Here is a 16059-nt window from a genome sequence, read left to right as displayed (position 1 = left end):
GTACATTTAAAATTAAATTATGAAAAATTTGTATTATTATCTATCAGCCCTTTTCCTGGTTGCATTTCTTGTTGCTTGTAAAGCTCCTGCTTCTGCACAAAAATCTGAAGACATCACCGGGAAAACATGGAAACTTGTTGAGCTCAACGGCCAACCTATTCAATTAAAAAATCCTAAAAATAATCCTCATTTTAAACTTGACATGAATGGAATGAGATATGAGGGACACGCAGGTTGTAACGGTCTGGGAGGTACATTTGAAATAAAACCTGATGTAATGAGAATAAAATTCAATCAGGGAATGTCTACGATGATGGCTTGTGAAGATCTGGATATTGAAAACCAGTTTACAAAAGCATTACTCTCCGCAGACAATTATTCTGTTAACGGAAACACTTTAACGCTGAACAAAGCAAGAATGGCTCCTTTAGCTAAATTTGTTCTTCAGTAATTAAAAATCGACAATAAAGACAATAAATAAAAAGACGTTTTGTATATGCAAAACGTCTTTTTATTTTCTGCTTATTTTTTCTTGTTATATATGCTGTAACAAAATAAAAGACATAAGTTAACTCCAACTGCAAAAGAGTTTGATAAAATTATAGGCAGTTCATCTTTCATAAAGCCATACCATACCCAGAGAGAAAGCCCACAGATAAGCACCAGAAGCATTAGAAGAGAAATATCTTCCACATTCTTTTCCCTGATTACCTTTACAAGTTGAGGAATCATGGAAATTGAAGTCAGAACTCCGGCAATGATACCCAATACGTTTTCATTCATAGTTTTATATTATGCCACAATGTTTAAAGTTACTTAAATCTGTTTAAAGAAACCTCGTCATGAAGTGGAATATCTTCTTCTATGAACTGATAGAGGCTTTTTGAAAAATAGCAGCCGTTCAGTATTCCTCTCGCCCCCAATCCATTAAAAACATACAAATTATTATATTCATCATGCCTGCCAATAATTGGCCTTCTGTCTTTCACTGTGGGACGAAATCCAAAATGTACTTCTTCCACTTCAAAGTCATAAGGATAAAATTCGGATAATCCACTAACCAGCTGTTCTACCGCAGTTTCATCTATATGATGGTGAAGCTGTTCTCTATCATAGGTTCCTCCATAAAAATGAAGTCCATTACCTAAAGGAAACAGAAAATGCTTCTTTTTAATGGTTACATCAGGAACAGTTTGAGAAAGTCGTACTTTTATGTGATGCCCTTTATTAGGATTTACAGCTATCCCCGAAAAATAAGGGTTTTCTTTAACCCCTATCCCCTCACAAAAAATTACATGTTTAAATATGAAGTCTTTATAGGATGATGTAGATGGATAAAGTTTATCATACTCAAATTTTTCTTTCAGCAAAAAGCCTTTTTTTTCAAAAAAACTAAATAAACCCGCAAAAAAACCATTAACATCTAATCTTGCAGACTGATTTACCTTTCCACAGAGAAACTCATTTTTTACGGTATTTAAAAGCTCAAATTTTTTATTAAGAAACTCTGTCAGTTCTCCATTATCCGATTTTTTCAACCATAGTTTCTGTTCATTTTCATCATGAAAAATCCTGTGAATAGCTTTATCGATAAGATAGTTTCCGCCGGTATATGATTCTATTTCCCCGAGAGTCTTCTTAAGCAGATCAATTTGTTCCTGGGCTTTCCAGAACGTTGTAAACTTTTTAAGTACCACAGGATTTATAATTCCCGCTGAAACCTGGGAAGCACTTTTCCTGCCTTCCGAAAATATAACAAAGGACTTATTATTTTTAATTAACTGGTGAGCAAAGAAAAGTCCTGCATATCCATCTCCCACAATAATATAATCTACTTCTTTTTTCATAATAAAAAAACCTGAGTAAAAATACTCAGGTTTTGTATAAATATCAAATGAAATTTAGTAATTCCACATATCATTTTCCATTTCAAGAATCTGTGTCTTGATTCTATCACTTTCTTCCAGCTGATCGTCAGCATCTCTAGGAATATAGTCTTTAATTGTACCGTCTCCTAAGCCATTTGAAGATTTATAAATTACAGAAGAGAATCTTCTTGCATTAATAATATCATCAAAAGATAAATCTGCGGAAGAATTTTTTCTATTGAATACATAATTGTTCGCTAAAACATCTCTTGCATTTGGATAGAAAATCCAGAATAAGTCAATAAGTTCATCATTTCCTGCAATAGGCTTTCCATCAGGACCTATTACACCTTGTACAGCTGGATCTGGTCCCATAGCTGCAATACCAAGAGGTCTGTATTTCATTTGTCCGTCTCTCTTATCAATGAACCACATTCCCATTATTTTAAGAACCTTTACTTTATCAGTAGTTGTTTCAATAATATCGGTATATTCCTTTTTTTCCTGTTCTGTTAGTTGTCTTCCGGAGTTTAAGATATCAATAGCTGCATCACTGATCTTAACGTTTACCAATCTTTTCTTTATTGCTTCAGGTGAAAGTTTTAAAGTAAAGTTCTCATCATCGTAAACCTGTTCAATCTTACCACTCAAAGCAGCATCCAGTAACAATTTATATAAAGATCTTGTAGGAGTTGCAAGAAGACCATCAGGATTATCATAATAAAAAGGCTGGTTGATCTTATCATTCATATCAATGATTTCCCAGACAAACATACTCTTAAGGATATCTTTATCTTCTACAAAACCATATTCAAGAGGTTTTACTGTTTTATCAATAATAGTATCACCAACTTTTTGTTTATTCTCCTCTCTCATCTGTCTGAACTCTTCCGGAGAAGAAGCGTTCAGAATAGTCTGGGAAAAAGCAAATCCCGAAACCAGTACTAAAAGGGTGCTAATATATTTTTTCATAATAAGTTACAATTTTAGTCCTATTGAACATTAATTAATATAGGAGTAATGTTTTTAATCTGTTGTCCTTCCAAGCCTTGAGCTGTTGCCTTAATGTCAAATACAGATACTACATCTCCGCTTCTCAGGTTTCTTATTAACCCTGCTGCTTCGCTTAATGTATTTCCGTGAATCAACAATGCTGCTCTTCCAGGTACTCTAACCATAAACTGTGTTACAGTAAATGAAACCGGGAAATCAAAGTCAGGAATAGCTGCCTGTACGGATTGATTAGGAATTGAAGTTGCCGGCATAGATAATACATTTTGTCCTCTCATCTGACCCTGAGGTGGCGGAACGTTTTTAATTCTGTACTCAAATACCTGAGATACCGTTTTGCCATAAGGGTCTATACCTGATAAGGTTAATTTAACTGTAGTACCTGTTGTAGGCTTAACACTCCATTTTCCTGGACCTGTATTTCTTACAGAAGCTCCCGGAGCTGATAAGGAAAGCTTAGAATTGTCTGCACCTAAGATAGATCCTGAAACAGGATTCTCAAGTCCTCTATACATTACATTCATTTTATCAGCTGAAAGTAGTAATCCTTTTTCAAGTTTTACTTCTCTCGGACCAGCAATTACATTATAAGTATGAGTCCAAGGGAAAGTCTGAGGTTTTCCTGAAGCATCTGTTAATGTAATTGTACCGCCTAATTTATGTTCTCCAAGTCCTGCACCGGAGATTGGAATAATACCTTTTCCATTCTCTACTCTGCTTACACCAGAGATATTGATTTTATTACTGTTAGAATAAGTTCCCAACATTACTTTTACTTCAGCTTGTTTTCCTGCCTGAATATCAACCGGACCGGAAACAATTGGTTCGTAACTTGTAAATTTAATACTCGCATCTACTTTTTCCTGAAGTAGTAATGCCAATGCATCAGATTGTACATTTCTTGCATCATTTTGAATAATTTCCAGATTGGAAATTGCTGCAATTAATGGCTGATGGTAAAATTTATTTTGGAACCAGGTCTTCTCATTCGGAGATGTTCCTTTAGGATACTCTGCAATAAGAGACTTATTAGCTCTTTCAACTAAATCTTTTAGCTGGGCATTATTTCCAAAAGTAGTATTGATGTAGTTTCTTACATCATCAATTTTAGCTTTCAGATCTAATGCATTCTTTGAAGGGGTATTTTCATCTCCTTCTTTAAAGAAATATTCAGTAGTCGCTTCATTATTATTAAGTGCAGCAAAGTTCTCACTTACATCAATGTCTTTTCCTGTTTTAGGATCTTTGTCATGAAACTCAGATTGTTTCTTTAAAAGAGTTTTGATTTCCTGAGCAGAATTTACCAACACATCAATTTTGGTTTTCAATACTTTGTACTGAGCCCAAGGCTGTGCATAGGTATCCGGAACTTGCTGGGCCTTAGCTTCCAATGTTCTTTCAAAGATCTTCTCGTTCTTCCTTTCTGTTAAAGTTCTAGTTTCATTCAGCGCTCTGGTGGAGTCATAGTATGACCTGATGATTTCTGCATCAATATTGAGGGCCATCATCGCGATGAACACCAGATACATCAGGTTGATCATCTTCTGACGAGGGGTCTGTTTTCCTTGTGCCATTCTCTTTTCTTTGTTTTTTGATTAAGTAGTTAAATTTAGAAATGGTTAGGAATTAAGACTTCATCGCAGTTAGCATACCACCATAAACTCTATTTAAATTATTCAGATTAGATGTTAAACCTTGTAGCTCTTGATTGAACTTTTCAGAATGCTCTACGGATCTCTGCATATCTGCAACATATTTAGTTGCAAACTCAGCCTGCTTTTTACCGCTTTCAAGTTGCATCGCATACAATGCATTCATGCTTTCCATATGTTGGGCAGCTTTGTTTAGCTGATCATTATATTTATGAGTAGAAGCTGAAACATCAACTGTTTGGTTAATCTGGTCAACAGAACTTGAAAATTTATCAATTCCCGTTCTCAGTCTTTCAAATAATTGAACGTCTAATTTAGCGTCTTCAAGCATTTTGTCTAATTTACTGGAAAGAGAATTTTCCAATTCAGCAAATTGAGCACTTGTATTTTTAGTAGTTATATTAGAATGCAGAGGGTTTGGATTAGCATGTTTGTCTAGCAGTTCAGGATAAACATTTTCCCACGCATAAGACTCTTCAGTTTTTGGAGGGTCAAATGCAAAGATAATAAAGATAATAGCCTCTGTAATAAGCCCTACGGTAAGGGCAATATTACCGTTAATTGGTCCCAGGGTAATGTGAGTAATTTTAAGCCAAGCTCCAAGAATTACAATTGCAGCACCGAATGAATAAAAGAAATTCATCCAAGCATCTTTAGTCTTAAACATATTGAGTTAGTTTTTTTTAATGTTAAATAAAATTGTTATTGAAAAATAATTATCTGGTTATTATCTGTTAACTCTTCTTGGTTTAACAGCTGCTTCAGGAATATCCTGTACAGTCCTGAATCCGATATAACTTCTTGCTGAATCTTTTCTTTCCCAATCTCTGGCCCCTGTCATTAATGCATATCCTATATCTTTCCAAGATCCACCTCTTACAGATTTTTTAGTATCCTTTTTATCTTTTGTAGAAGGATTTAATGTAGAAGAGAATCCATAAGATGAGTTGTTATATGCAGATTCTGTCCATTCAGAAACGTTTCCAGCCATATCAAATAACCCAAATCCATTTTTCTTAAATTTCTTAACTGGAGCGGTATATGTATAAGTACCTTTTTTCTCGTCTTCCATATAGTTACCTCTCTTAGGTTTAAAGTTTGCTAAATAGCAACCTCTGTCATCCATTAAATACGGACCTCCCCAAGGGTAAGTAGCATTTTGCATACCACCTCTTGCAGCATATTCCCATTCGATTTCTGTAGGAAGACGGAACTGCAATGGTCTTTGTTTTTTTCTTTTTAAACTTTCGTTATAATCAGTTTTCAATTTAGATCTGAAGTTACAATAAGCTCTTGCCTGATCCCAGGTTACTCCAACTACAGGATAGTCTTTGTATGCTTTATGCCAGAAGTATTGCTCAAATAACGGTTCATTGTAAGCAAAGTGAAAGTCTTTTACCCAAACTGTGGTATCAGGATAAATTGCAATACTTTCACTTTTCAAATAATTAACTCCTCTTTCATTATCTGCAAGTGCAGCGTCCATATCTCCCCAACGGTATGTATACTTTAGCTTACTTACATCTAAAATTCTTTCGTTTCCTATTCTGGATGATGCAGGTAAATACATAGACTCCAAAACTTCAGCATATTCTACATCCGGATATTTTGATGTATTCCAATGTAAAGGAATTTTCCAGTCTAATCTTTTACTTGCATCATAAGTTCCGTCTTCACGGCCACCCTGGCCTTCCATATATTCCTGATAAGGTGTTAAATTTTCTTCTTTTTTAGCAAGGTATGCATAATCTCCTATGCCTGTTCCTCTACCACCTCCTTCGTCACCACCTTCTCCGGCAGCTTCAGCGAGTAAAGTTCTTGCGATAGAATCTCTTACATAATTGATAAATACCCTGTATTCTGAATTGGTAGTTTCTGCTTCATCCATGAAGAAAGAAGAAACAGTAACAGTCTTCAATGATGCTTTTTCAGGTGTATTTGTAGGATCCTGGTCTGCTAAACCAGCAACAAATGAACCTGCAGGAATTGCAACCATTCCGTATGGTCGTTCCGCAACAAATGATTTCGTTTTTTCTCTTGGTATCAATTCTCCTTTTGTTCCTGGCTTCCCTACAGAAGAGCTGCCACCACCTGAACAAGATACCGATGCTACCGACGCAGACAATAATAAAAGAAATATCCTTTTCATGTTAATTTTTATAATTAAGCCGTAAATATATAATTTTTTTAAGAAACTTTTAAGATTTTTTTTGAAATAACGGAAGAAATCTAAATTTATTTTATTTACAACAACTTTTTATTCCACAGTCACAGATTTTGCTAAGTTTCTCGGCTGATCTACATTCGCACCTCTGTAAACTGCGATGTAATAAGCAAGCAACTGTAGAGGCACTGATGCTACAATTGGAGAGAAACATTCTGAGGTTTCTGGAATTTCAATAACATAATCAGCCATTTCGCTTACCTGGCGGTCTCCTTTATTGACTACAGCAATAATTTTTCCTTTTCTCGCTTTAATTTCCTGAACATTACTTACAATCTTATCATAATGCCCTTTTTTAGGAGCAATAATAACAATTGGCATATTTTCATCAATCAAAGCAATTGGGCCATGCTTCATTTCAGCTGCCGGGTAACCTTCTGCGTGGATATAAGAAATTTCTTTTAATTTTAATGCACCTTCTAATGCTGCCGGATAATTGTATCCTCTTCCTAAATAAAGGAAGTTTGTAGTTTCTACAAAGTCTTTTGAAATTTGCTGGATCTGCTCATGAGTAGAACTCAGAACTTCTTCAATTCTCTTAGGAATAGCATCTAATTCAGCAATTAAACTCATAAATTCAGCATTTCCTAAAGTACCATTATGCTTTCCTAATTTAAACGCAATCAGTGTAAGAATAGTAAGCTGGGCAGTAAATGCTTTTGTAGAAGCAACACCAATCTCAGGACCGGCATGAGTATATGAACCCGCATCTGTAATTCTGGCAATTGAAGAATCTACAACATTACATATACCGTATATAAATGCACCTTTCTCTTTTGCTAATTTTAACGCTGCCATGGTATCAGCAGTTTCTCCTGATTGAGAAATAGCAATTACTACATCTTTATCTGTAATGATTGGATTTCTGTATCTGAACTCTGAAGCATATTCTACCTCAACAGGTATTCTTGCATATTCTTCAATCAGATATTCTCCGATAAGACCGGCATGCCATGAAGTACCACAGGCAATAATAATAATCCTGTTAGCATTTTTAAATCTTTCAACATGATCCCAGATTCCTGCCATTTTAATTACCCCTTCATCTACAAGCAATCTCCCTCTCATCGTATCATGTACAGACTTAGGCTGCTCAAAAATTTCTTTAAGCATAAAGTGCTCATACCCTCCTTTTTCAATTTGCTCCAGGCTTAATTTAAGCTTCTGGATTTCCGGTTCTATTTTAGAGTTATCATTAATGGTTCTGATATCCACCCCTTGTTCAAGAGAAATAGTTGCCATGTGCCCTTCCTCAAGGTAGATGGCTTCTTTTGTAAATTCTACAAAAGGAGAAGCATCAGATGCAATAAAATATTCTTTATCCCCAATTCCTATAGCTAAAGGAGAACCTAATCTTCCTACCACCAATACTCCCGGATAATCTTCATGAAGCACTGTAATTGCATACGCTCCATATACTTCATTCAAGGCATATCTTACTGCAGTTGGAAAGTCAATTTCAGGATTCAGATCCATGAAATACTGGATAAGGTTCACCAATACTTCAGTATCTGTTTCCGACTGAAAAGTAAATCCTTTTTCAGTAAGCATTGTTTTAATAGTATCATAATTTTCTATAATACCATTATGTACAATTGCAATTTTTCCGTTGTTTGACAAATGCGGATGAGAGTTTCTGTCACTTGGTACTCCATGAGTAGCCCAACGTGTATGTCCCATTCCTATGTTGGCTCTTCCCTTCAGCTCCTTAGAGATATTAACCAAATCATCTACTTTTCCTTTTGTTTTTTCTACTTCAAACTTATTAGCTGAATCTTCCAAAACAATTCCAGCACTGTCATAACCTCTGTATTCTAATCTTCTAAGACCGTTGATTACTATATCGTAAGCGTCCTGAAAACCTGTATATCCTACTATTCCGCACATATTTTTATTTTGTCTAGTGTTTATTTATTTTGTTCTATTTTTTCGTACCGTAAGTGACTTTCAATTGAATTCTGTTAGCATTTAGTTTGTCAGTCCCTGTTAATATCACCCTGTTCATATCAAATGCTCTCGTTGTATATTTAGCTCCAAATGCTGCCCCTGTGCTTGTTCTTACAAAAGATCCGAGATTAACAAGCAACGGTTTGTTCTCCTTAGCATTTTCAATGATGTCTTTAACCGTTTTTGTAACCACAAAGTCATAATAAACCGGTTTTTCATTTAAGTTATATAATGGGAATCCTGCTAAAAAATCAGGTGTAAAGTCATTTGAAATAAGTTCTCCTTCTTTTCCTTTTTCATCAATCGGCAGAATTGTGAACTGACGGTCTCTTAATACAGAATGTTTGTTTTCCCAGCTTAAAGGATCAACATACATCCTTATTCGGGCACTTACAATTCCCGTCTTGTCTTTCTGATATAAACTCTTAAGCTTATTAACAGCATCCTCTGGAATTTTAATTCCGATAGAAGGACCTCCCATACCTTGAGCAAAAAGCTTTGAGTCTCCATTTATTTCACTGCTTCCTGCTATTGCAGATGAAACTGCAGAGCCAGTTCTGTCATACGTATATTGTCCTATATGTATATTTTCACTTCCCAGCTTAAAGTTAAGGGAAGTCTGCGGTCTTGTGACTGCACCATTATCTGTCTTATCATATTTATAATACATAATAAGTTCCATATTATTAGGTAAAAACTGGAAAAGATAACGATCTGTCTCACTTACAGAGATTCTGAGTCCTCTGAAATACCGGATAAAATTAGCAGTATTCTGAAGCTCCGGCATACCTTTCTTATCAATAATTTTAGTCTGAAAGAAATCTTTATCCAATTTCATTCTAAAATCATTACTTGATGTAAAGACACTGGTATTATCAGATTTCTTGGTAATTGATATTGAACTTACAGTTCCGTCAAAAACTGCTGACCCCAGTAATTGTCCGGTACTTACATTTACATTTGAACGTGTAAAATCTTTATTATTGGCATCCAGAAAAGTGGTAACTTCATGAACATTTAAAGTCATTGAATTATATTTTCCACCTATCTTACCATATTTGTATACCGGATATGTTTTTTTATCTATAGAAACAGCTATCTTTTCATTCCCTACAGGAAAGTCCTGCTTATCATATGCACCAGGTGCTTTCACTGAATCGGTAATATAATTAGGTGCCTTAATTACTAGAACTACAGAGTCTACCTTTGCATTGGGTCCGGAAAAGTCAAAATTATCCTGATTCATTCTCAACTGGGTAATATAGGAGGCTTTTTGTCCCCCGAATTGTCCTTCAGTAAAAGCTCCCAAAATTCCTACTGCCGTGAATCCTCCCTGAGCATTCTGTTCGCTGATGAGTTTGGAAGCATCACTTCTTATAGAGTCGTGATTATTAATATTGTAAGCAATAATATCATACGAAGTTTCATTGCCGTTCACACCATCATTTATAAACAATTGCTCACCAAGAGAATCTGGATCCGGTTCGCAGTTATAAAGGATCGTACTTCCGAAAATCGCCAATAAAAGTATAGCGAAAGTCTTTTTAAGATTATGAGTCATTAAAAATGTGTTTTTTTAATAAAGTTGGTTTATAGAATCTACGTCAAGATACTCGGATTTCTGGGTTGCCGTTTCATTGAATGCTTTATCCAGATCTTCATCCAGGAACTCATCTCCCTTTACTACAGTATCTACATAGTTCATACTCTCAATAACAAAACTTTTTATTGTTGGGTTATCTAACGCTTTTAATCCTGAAATATTATCAAACTTCAGTTTTTCGTTAATATTCTTATCCAGGACCGCATCTTTCTCGTTATACAGAGAAAGTACTATTTTAGCGTCTTTGAAGTAAGTATCGGACTCGTAATAAGTTTTAAGATAAATAGGAACAAAAGAAGACATCCACCCGTTAAGATGAATTACATCCGGCACCCAGTTCAGTTTTTTGATGGTTTCAATAACACCTCTTGCAAAGAAAATAGCTCTCTCATCATTGTCATCAAAAGGATTTCCTTCATCATCAAAATAGTATTGTTTTCTTTTGAAGTATTCTTCATTATCAATAAAGTAAACCTGAAGTCTTTCCCCCGGAAGAGACGCTACTTTAATAATTAGAGGCTGATCAAGATCATTGATAATAATATTCATTCCCGAAAGACGGATCACCTCATGAAGCTGGAACTTTCTCTCACTTATTTGTCCAAATCTTGGCATAAAAACTCTTACATCATTGCCTTCATTGTGCATCTTAAGTGCCATTTTGTTAACCACTGCAGCCATATTTGTATCTTCCTGATATGGATACATCTCTGTAGTAATGTACAGTATTTTTTGATTCGGCATAAACTTTCTATCTAATTTTTGTAAAAATGCTTTAATGTGCAAAATTACAAAAAAACATCCAACATTATTTTAATTAACATTTTTTTACGAAATTTCCCATTTCCAAATTATTAAAAACACATTTTATTATGTGATATTTTTAGTATTTTTGAATTAGTATTAAAATAAGCTATGGAAGTTATAAAAAACAGAAAAATCCTTCAGGATTTCATTGAAAGACAGAAAGAAATGGGAAAAAGAATAGGCTTCGCACCCACTATGGGAGCTCTTCATAAAGGCCATCTTTCCCTCTATGAAGAAGCAAGAAAGGAAAATGATCTGGTAATTTCTTCAATTTTTGTAAATCCAACCCAATTTAACAATCCGGAAGACCTTGAAAAATATCCAAGAGATATCAACAGAGACATTTTAATCCTGGAAAATTCAGGACTTGTAGATGCTGTTTATATTCCTGAAGTTTCAGATATATATCCTGAAAAAACAGAAAGCCGTCATTATGACTTTGATGGTCTTGAAGATGAAATGGAAGGAAAATCAAGACCGGGGCATTTTGATGGTGTAGGAACTGTAGTTGAGGAGCTTTTCAGGCAGGTACAACCTGATAACGCTTATTTTGGTGAAAAAGATTTCCAACAACTCGCCATTATAAAAAAAATGGTTGAAAAAAAGAAACTTCCGGTAAACATTAAAGGTGTTCCTATTTACAGGGCTGAAAACGGACTTGCCTTAAGCTCCAGAAACCAGAGGCTTCAGGACAACAGGAAGGAAGCTTCAACAGTCATTTATCAAACCCTTAAAAAAGTGAACGATTGGTTCAGGACAGTAACTATTCCGGAAATCAAGGAAAGGGTAACTGATATTTTTGACCAGCAGCAAGGTATGAAACTTGAGTATTTTCTGATTGCAGATGAAAAAACCCTGAAAGAAACGGACTTTTTTTACAAAGACAGGAGTTTCAGAGCGTTTATCGTAGTAATAGTAGACGGAGTAAGACTTATTGACAACATGCATTTAGATTAATTACATTAAATAAAGAGATACGGAAAAATATTTTTCCCCATAAGAAACTCTGTTCACTTATGAACAGAGTTTCTTATTCTGAAAGCTTCTGTAATTATGCAATAGAATAAAAAATCAAAGGCCTCCTGGAGGAGACCTTTGAAACACCAAATCACAAAATATTAATATGAAAAAAATTTACTTTTCAGTAAACTTGTGACCCGGCTGGGATTCGAACCCAGGACCCATACATTAAAAGTGTATTGCTCTACCAGCTGAGCTACCGAGTCGGCCACAATCAAAATGAATTATAATTCACTTCAATTATTAATTTTTCTTTGCAGTGCCTGCGACTGGACTCGAACCAGCACATCCTTAGGAAACCACCCCCTCAAGATGGCGTGTCTACCAATTTCACCACGCAGGCAATAAAATTACAAACCTGAGTAATCTTCTTGCTTGTGACCCGGCTGGGATTCGAACCCAGGACCCATACATTAAAAGTGTATTGCTCTACCAGCTGAGCTACCGAGTCGGCCACTTATCATACAAGTTTTCATTTAAGTAATGTCCCTTGTTTTAAGTGGTGCAAAGATATGACTTTTTTCTTTATCTCAAAACTTTTTCGCAAATTTGTTTAAAAAAAATTCATGATAATTTCACTGATCGGATACATGGGGAGTGGCAAATCTCACATTTCCAAAATATTAAGCGAAAAATTAAATTTTAAGCTAATTGATCTTGATAAAGAGATTTCCAGAAGGAATAAATTAACCATTCCGGAGATATTTGAGCAAAAAGGGGAAATTTATTTTAGAAAACTGGAAAGAGAAACACTGGAAGAAATCCTTGCTTCTGAAGAGAATGTTGTTTTAAGTCTTGGTGGAGGAACACCTGTATATTATAACAATATGGAAATTATTAATCATAATTCGAAAAGTGTATTTTTAAGAACTTCAGTGGCAACTTTAGCAGAAAGGCTTTCCAAACAGAAAGACAAAAGACCTTTAATAGCCAACATTTCAGAAGAAGATCTTCCGGAATTTATTGCCAAACATTTATTCGAAAGAAATCAGTTCTACAGCAAAGCACAGTTCAGCATAGGAACAGATTCAAGGGAACCGGAAGATATTGTTCAGGAAATAATAGAAAAGCTCTATCTCTAGAGCTTTTTACTTTAATCTTCATTTTCATCATCATCATCATTCTCTCCGAAAAAGTCATCCCAATCAGTAAAATCTGAAGTAATATCATTCCCCACATATTCATCCATTTCTCTTCTGTCTTTTTTAGTAGGTCTTCCCTCTCCTTTATTTCTATAGTAATCCTGTGACATTTTACGAAGTTTCAGCAATTCGTACTGTTCTTTATCTGTTACATCCTGTATATGCAGAGGGACCAATTTTGCACCAATCCTGCTTTTGGGAATCTGGATTACTTTTATTTTATAATCAATCTGATTCTTACGGATCTTAATAATATCTCCTTCTTTTACCTCCTTAGATGACTTTACGGCAGACGTTCCCATAGAAACCCTGTTCTTTTTAATCTCCTCTGCTGCAATACTTCTCGTCTTATAAAAACGAATGCTCCATAAAAATTTATCTATTCTCATATTTTTTTATACTTTTGCCGTTATATTATTTGTAAAGTAATTAAAGTTTTTTGAAATGAAAAAAATATTTTTATATATCCTCGCAGGTTCTTTGTGTTTTACTGCCTGCAAAAAAGATGATGTAGTAGATGATACCATTAATGAACCTGAAGATATCAATGTTCAAAACAATTATGATGATCAGGCTATTAAAAAATTCATGGATGAAAATTATCTTGACACCCAAGGAAATATAAAAGCATTCAGCTCTACTGACACCGGTGATGATAATGAAAAAAAACTGTCACAACTTCCACATGAAACTTTACCTTCCGGGACGATTTTTATTACAAGACCCGATGCCCAGCCTTCTCCGGGAACTTCTATCGGACCAAGAGACAGTATCCGTATTATGATGAATGCTCAAACTTATGTAGCTAATAACAACAGTGGAAATGTTGCATTTGGCTTAGGTCTTCCCATGACTAATTATAACACAATCAGTGAGAAAGGAATACCAGTTGTAGATCCTAAATTCTATTATATAAGAAAAGATGATAAATTAATTAAGGAAGCAACTACAGATGCAGCCAGACAAAAAAGCTATTATATGATTGAGGGTTTCAATGAAGCTTTACAGAAATTCAAAGCTTTTGACAAAGCTGATTCTGAAGAATATAATCTTCAAGGAGTAATTATTGTGCCATCAAGAGCTGCTTTTGCAAGAGATTCTCATTACAATTACAGCGGATATTCTTTCAGAAACAGAAGTTTTGTATTCAACTTCCAGGTATATAAAAATATCCCAAGAACTAACGATTAAAATTAGAGAAACATAATAATAAAATCCCCACAATATTTAATTGTGGGGATTTTATTTATCTGAATATACTACCTTGCTTTTTGCTTTACATTTCCTAAAATATCCGGGAAATACAAGTCTGCAAGATGCTCAAACTCATCTCCTCTCATGAACATGGTAGCATCAACTTCTTCATAGGAACTTCGTCCCGCTGCAGCAATAAGCTCATTGCATGTATGCAGTGTATTTTTATGAAAGTGATATACTCTTTCACTTTTGTCTGTCACATCCAATCCTTTAATCAACATTTTATCTTGAGTTGCAACTCCTGTAGGACAGTTATTAGAATTACATCTTAATGCCTGAATACATCCTAAAGAAAACATAAATCCTCTTGCATTGTTACACATATCTGCTCCCATTGCGATAGCCCTTAAAATATCCAGGCTGGTCAGCACCTTACCACTTGCAATAACTCTTAATTTCTGTCTTAAATTGTAATTATTAAGGGTTCTGTTTACAAATATTAATGCAGGCTCTAAAGGCATCCCTACACCGTCTGAAAATTCCGGAGGCGCTGCTCCAGTTCCTCCTTCTGCGCCATCTATTGTAATAAAATCAGGATAGATTTTCAGCACATTCATTTGTACACATATATCTTCAAATTCTTTTGTATCACCTATACAAAGCTTAAATCCAATTGGTTTTCCTCCTGAAAGCTCTCTTAGCTGCTGTACAAACCTCAACAGGCCTGCGGCATCAGAAAATGCAGTATGTGATGGCGGCGAAATAACAGTCATCCCAGGAGTGACGTGCCGGATGGCAGCAATTTCAGGAGTGTTCTTTACTCCCGGAAGAACACCTCCATGCCCCGGCTTGGCTCCCTGTGATAATTTGATCTCAATCATTTTCACATTAGGCAGCGTTGAATATTTTGTAAATAATTCAGGATTGAATTTTCCTTCTTCATCCCGGCATCCAAAATAGCCGGTTCCAATCTGCCAGCATAGATCCCCTCCTTCCAAATGATATGGAGAAATTCCTCCTTCCCCTGTATTATGATAAAAATTTCCTTTTTTAGCTCCTCTGTTAAGGGAAATCTGAGCCCTGTCACTTAGTGCTCCAAAACTCATTGCAGAAATATTAAATAAAGATGCATGATAAGGCTGTGTGCATTGCTCACCTCCTACCCATACTCTCGGAAGCTCTTCTGATGGTGATTTGGCATAAATAGAATGCTTAATCCCTTCATATTTTCTATGATTAACTTCCAACTGGGTTCCAAAAGCTACTGTATCACTTAAGTTTTTAGCACGTCTGTACACTGCTGAACGCTGATTCCTGGGAAATGGTTTCCCATCAGTCTCCCTCTCAATGAAATACTGCTGCATTTCCGGAGAAATACTCTCAAAAAAATAGCGGAAATATCCTAAAACAGGAAAATTCCTTAAAATAGCATGTTTTGACTGATAAGCATTGTAAACACCCAATGCATAAATAGCGGACAGGAGTATTGGTATCCAATAGTGCGCTCTGATCAGCAATGCCACAATCCATGTAGCAATTACTAATACAATTCCCCAAGATAAAAACTTATCTCTCATGAATGTAGTAT

The 16059-nt window shown here is 35.3% G+C and carries 15 protein-coding genes and 3 tRNA genes; 4 read left to right on the top strand and 14 right to left on the bottom strand.

Features of this window, described 5'->3' with window-relative positions; genetic code table 11:
- Positions 1–19 precede the first annotated feature (19 nt).
- The gene (locus DRF59_RS09445; protein ID WP_115959045.1) at positions 20–451 is read left to right on the top strand and encodes an META domain-containing protein; all 432 of its coding nucleotides are present in this window, start codon (positions 20–22) and stop codon (positions 449–451) included.
- Between the two features lie 71 nt (positions 452–522).
- Here the strand turns inward: DRF59_RS09445 and DRF59_RS09440 are convergent, their stop codons facing one another.
- The 9 genes from DRF59_RS09440 to DRF59_RS09400 all read right to left on the bottom strand — a co-directional run bounded on the left by DRF59_RS09440 (position 523) and on the right by DRF59_RS09400 (position 11049).
- The gene (locus DRF59_RS09440) at positions 523–783 is read right to left on the bottom strand and encodes a SemiSWEET transporter (protein ID WP_115959043.1); all 261 of its coding nucleotides are present in this window, start codon (positions 781–783) and stop codon (positions 523–525) included.
- Positions 784–812: 29 nt separating this feature from the next.
- A complete protein-coding gene (locus tag DRF59_RS09435) occupies positions 813–1847 on the bottom strand; it encodes an NAD(P)/FAD-dependent oxidoreductase (protein WP_115959041.1) in 1035 nt (344 codons plus the stop codon).
- 54 nt (positions 1848–1901) lie between these two features.
- The gene (gene porN / locus DRF59_RS09430; protein ID WP_115959039.1) at positions 1902–2840 is read right to left on the bottom strand and encodes a type IX secretion system ring subunit PorN/GldN; all 939 of its coding nucleotides are present in this window, start codon (positions 2838–2840) and stop codon (positions 1902–1904) included.
- A 20-nt stretch (positions 2841–2860) separates the two neighbouring features.
- Positions 2861–4453 carry a type IX secretion system motor protein PorM/GldM gene (gene porM / locus DRF59_RS09425; RefSeq protein WP_115959037.1) on the bottom strand — a complete coding sequence of 531 codons (1593 nt, stop codon included), beginning with the start codon at positions 4451–4453 and terminating at the stop codon, positions 2861–2863.
- A 52-nt stretch (positions 4454–4505) separates the two neighbouring features.
- Positions 4506–5198 carry a type IX secretion system motor protein PorL/GldL gene (porL, locus tag DRF59_RS09420; protein WP_115959035.1) on the bottom strand — a complete coding sequence of 231 codons (693 nt, stop codon included), beginning with the start codon at positions 5196–5198 and terminating at the stop codon, positions 4506–4508.
- Positions 5199–5258: 60 nt separating this feature from the next.
- Complete coding sequence (gene porK, locus DRF59_RS09415) at positions 5259–6680, bottom strand: T9SS ring complex lipoprotein PorK/GldK (protein ID WP_115959033.1); 1422 nt, start codon at positions 6678–6680, stop codon at positions 5259–5261.
- Positions 6681–6788: 108 nt separating this feature from the next.
- The gene (gene glmS / locus DRF59_RS09410) at positions 6789–8642 is read right to left on the bottom strand and encodes a glutamine--fructose-6-phosphate transaminase (isomerizing) (RefSeq protein ID WP_115959031.1); all 1854 of its coding nucleotides are present in this window, start codon (positions 8640–8642) and stop codon (positions 6789–6791) included.
- A gap of 34 nt (positions 8643–8676) precedes the next feature.
- The gene (locus DRF59_RS09405) at positions 8677–10263 is read right to left on the bottom strand and encodes a DUF4270 family protein (protein WP_115959029.1); all 1587 of its coding nucleotides are present in this window, start codon (positions 10261–10263) and stop codon (positions 8677–8679) included.
- A 15-nt stretch (positions 10264–10278) separates the two neighbouring features.
- Positions 10279–11049, bottom strand: a complete 771-nt coding sequence (locus DRF59_RS09400) for a glycogen/starch synthase (protein ID WP_115959027.1) — start codon at positions 11047–11049, stop codon at positions 10279–10281.
- Between the two features lie 171 nt (positions 11050–11220).
- On the opposite strand from DRF59_RS09400, the gene panC reads away from it, so the two are divergent.
- A complete protein-coding gene (panC, locus tag DRF59_RS09395; protein WP_115959026.1) occupies positions 11221–12069 on the top strand; it encodes a pantoate--beta-alanine ligase in 849 nt (282 codons plus the stop codon).
- Between the two features lie 196 nt (positions 12070–12265).
- Here the strand turns inward: panC and DRF59_RS09390 are convergent.
- The 3 genes from DRF59_RS09390 to DRF59_RS09380 form a co-directional block, all read right to left on the bottom strand.
- Positions 12266–12338 (bottom strand) — tRNA-Lys (locus DRF59_RS09390).
- A 54-nt stretch (positions 12339–12392) separates the two neighbouring features.
- A tRNA-Leu gene (locus DRF59_RS09385) sits at positions 12393–12475 on the bottom strand.
- A 35-nt stretch (positions 12476–12510) separates the two neighbouring features.
- Positions 12511–12583 (bottom strand) — tRNA-Lys (locus DRF59_RS09380).
- 115 nt (positions 12584–12698) lie between these two features.
- Here DRF59_RS09380 and DRF59_RS09375 point away from each other — a divergent pair.
- Complete coding sequence (locus DRF59_RS09375) at positions 12699–13214, top strand: shikimate kinase (protein WP_115959024.1); 516 nt, start codon at positions 12699–12701, stop codon at positions 13212–13214.
- An 11-nt stretch (positions 13215–13225) separates the two neighbouring features.
- On the opposite strand, the gene DRF59_RS09370 is transcribed toward DRF59_RS09375, so the two are convergent.
- Positions 13226–13663 (bottom strand): RNA-binding S4 domain-containing protein, encoded by a 438-nt coding sequence (locus tag DRF59_RS09370; RefSeq protein WP_115959022.1) that lies wholly within the window; start codon positions 13661–13663, stop codon positions 13226–13228.
- A 55-nt stretch (positions 13664–13718) separates the two neighbouring features.
- Between DRF59_RS09370 and DRF59_RS09365 the strand changes: the two genes are divergently transcribed.
- Positions 13719–14465, top strand: a complete 747-nt coding sequence (locus DRF59_RS09365) for a hypothetical protein (RefSeq protein ID WP_115959020.1) — start codon at positions 13719–13721, stop codon at positions 14463–14465.
- A gap of 68 nt (positions 14466–14533) precedes the next feature.
- Here DRF59_RS09365 and DRF59_RS09360 read toward each other — a convergent pair whose 3' ends face one another.
- Positions 14534–16048, bottom strand: coding sequence for an FMN-binding glutamate synthase family protein (locus tag DRF59_RS09360; protein ID WP_115959018.1), 1515 nt, complete (start codon positions 16046–16048; stop codon positions 14534–14536).
- Positions 16049–16059: the final 11 nt, after the last annotated feature.

The organism is Chryseobacterium flavum, assembly GCF_003385595.1.
GTDB classification, from domain to species: Bacteria; Bacteroidota; Bacteroidia; order Flavobacteriales; family Weeksellaceae; genus Chryseobacterium; species Chryseobacterium flavum.
Note: the sequence above shows the minus strand (reverse complement) of the source record. Positions and strands in the feature narration are given on the sequence as shown.

What these genes read in the sequence shown, in the direction of transcription:
- DRF59_RS09435 (WP_115959041.1), bottom strand. Translation starts at nt 1,847, where the DNA reads ATGAAAAAAGAAGTAGATTATATTATTGTGGGAGATGGATATGCAGGA.
- DRF59_RS09360 (WP_115959018.1), bottom strand. Translation starts at nt 16,048, where the DNA reads ATGAGAGATAAGTTTTTATCTTGGGGAATTGTATTAGTAATTGCTACA.
- DRF59_RS09400 (WP_115959027.1), bottom strand. Translation starts at nt 11,049, where the DNA reads ATGCCGAATCAAAAAATACTGTACATTACTACAGAGATGTATCCATAT.
- DRF59_RS09440 (WP_115959043.1), bottom strand. Translation starts at nt 783, where the DNA reads ATGAATGAAAACGTATTGGGTATCATTGCCGGAGTTCTGACTTCAATT.
- DRF59_RS09405 (WP_115959029.1), bottom strand. Translation starts at nt 10,263, where the DNA reads ATGACTCATAATCTTAAAAAGACTTTCGCTATACTTTTATTGGCGATT.
- glmS (WP_115959031.1), bottom strand. Translation starts at nt 8,642, where the DNA reads ATGTGCGGAATAGTAGGATATACAGGTTTTCAGGACGCTTACGATATA.
- porN (WP_115959039.1), bottom strand. Translation starts at nt 2,840, where the DNA reads ATGAAAAAATATATTAGCACCCTTTTAGTACTGGTTTCGGGATTTGCT.
- DRF59_RS09445 (WP_115959045.1), top strand. Translation starts at nt 20, where the DNA reads ATGAAAAATTTGTATTATTATCTATCAGCCCTTTTCCTGGTTGCATTT.
- DRF59_RS09370 (WP_115959022.1), bottom strand. Translation starts at nt 13,663, where the DNA reads ATGAGAATAGATAAATTTTTATGGAGCATTCGTTTTTATAAGACGAGA.
- DRF59_RS09365 (WP_115959020.1), top strand. Translation starts at nt 13,719, where the DNA reads ATGAAAAAAATATTTTTATATATCCTCGCAGGTTCTTTGTGTTTTACT.
- panC (WP_115959026.1), top strand. Translation starts at nt 11,221, where the DNA reads ATGGAAGTTATAAAAAACAGAAAAATCCTTCAGGATTTCATTGAAAGA.
- DRF59_RS09375 (WP_115959024.1), top strand. Translation starts at nt 12,699, where the DNA reads ATGATAATTTCACTGATCGGATACATGGGGAGTGGCAAATCTCACATT.
- porM (WP_115959037.1), bottom strand. Translation starts at nt 4,453, where the DNA reads ATGGCACAAGGAAAACAGACCCCTCGTCAGAAGATGATCAACCTGATG.
- porK (WP_115959033.1), bottom strand. Translation starts at nt 6,680, where the DNA reads ATGAAAAGGATATTTCTTTTATTATTGTCTGCGTCGGTAGCATCGGTA.
- porL (WP_115959035.1), bottom strand. Translation starts at nt 5,198, where the DNA reads ATGTTTAAGACTAAAGATGCTTGGATGAATTTCTTTTATTCATTCGGT.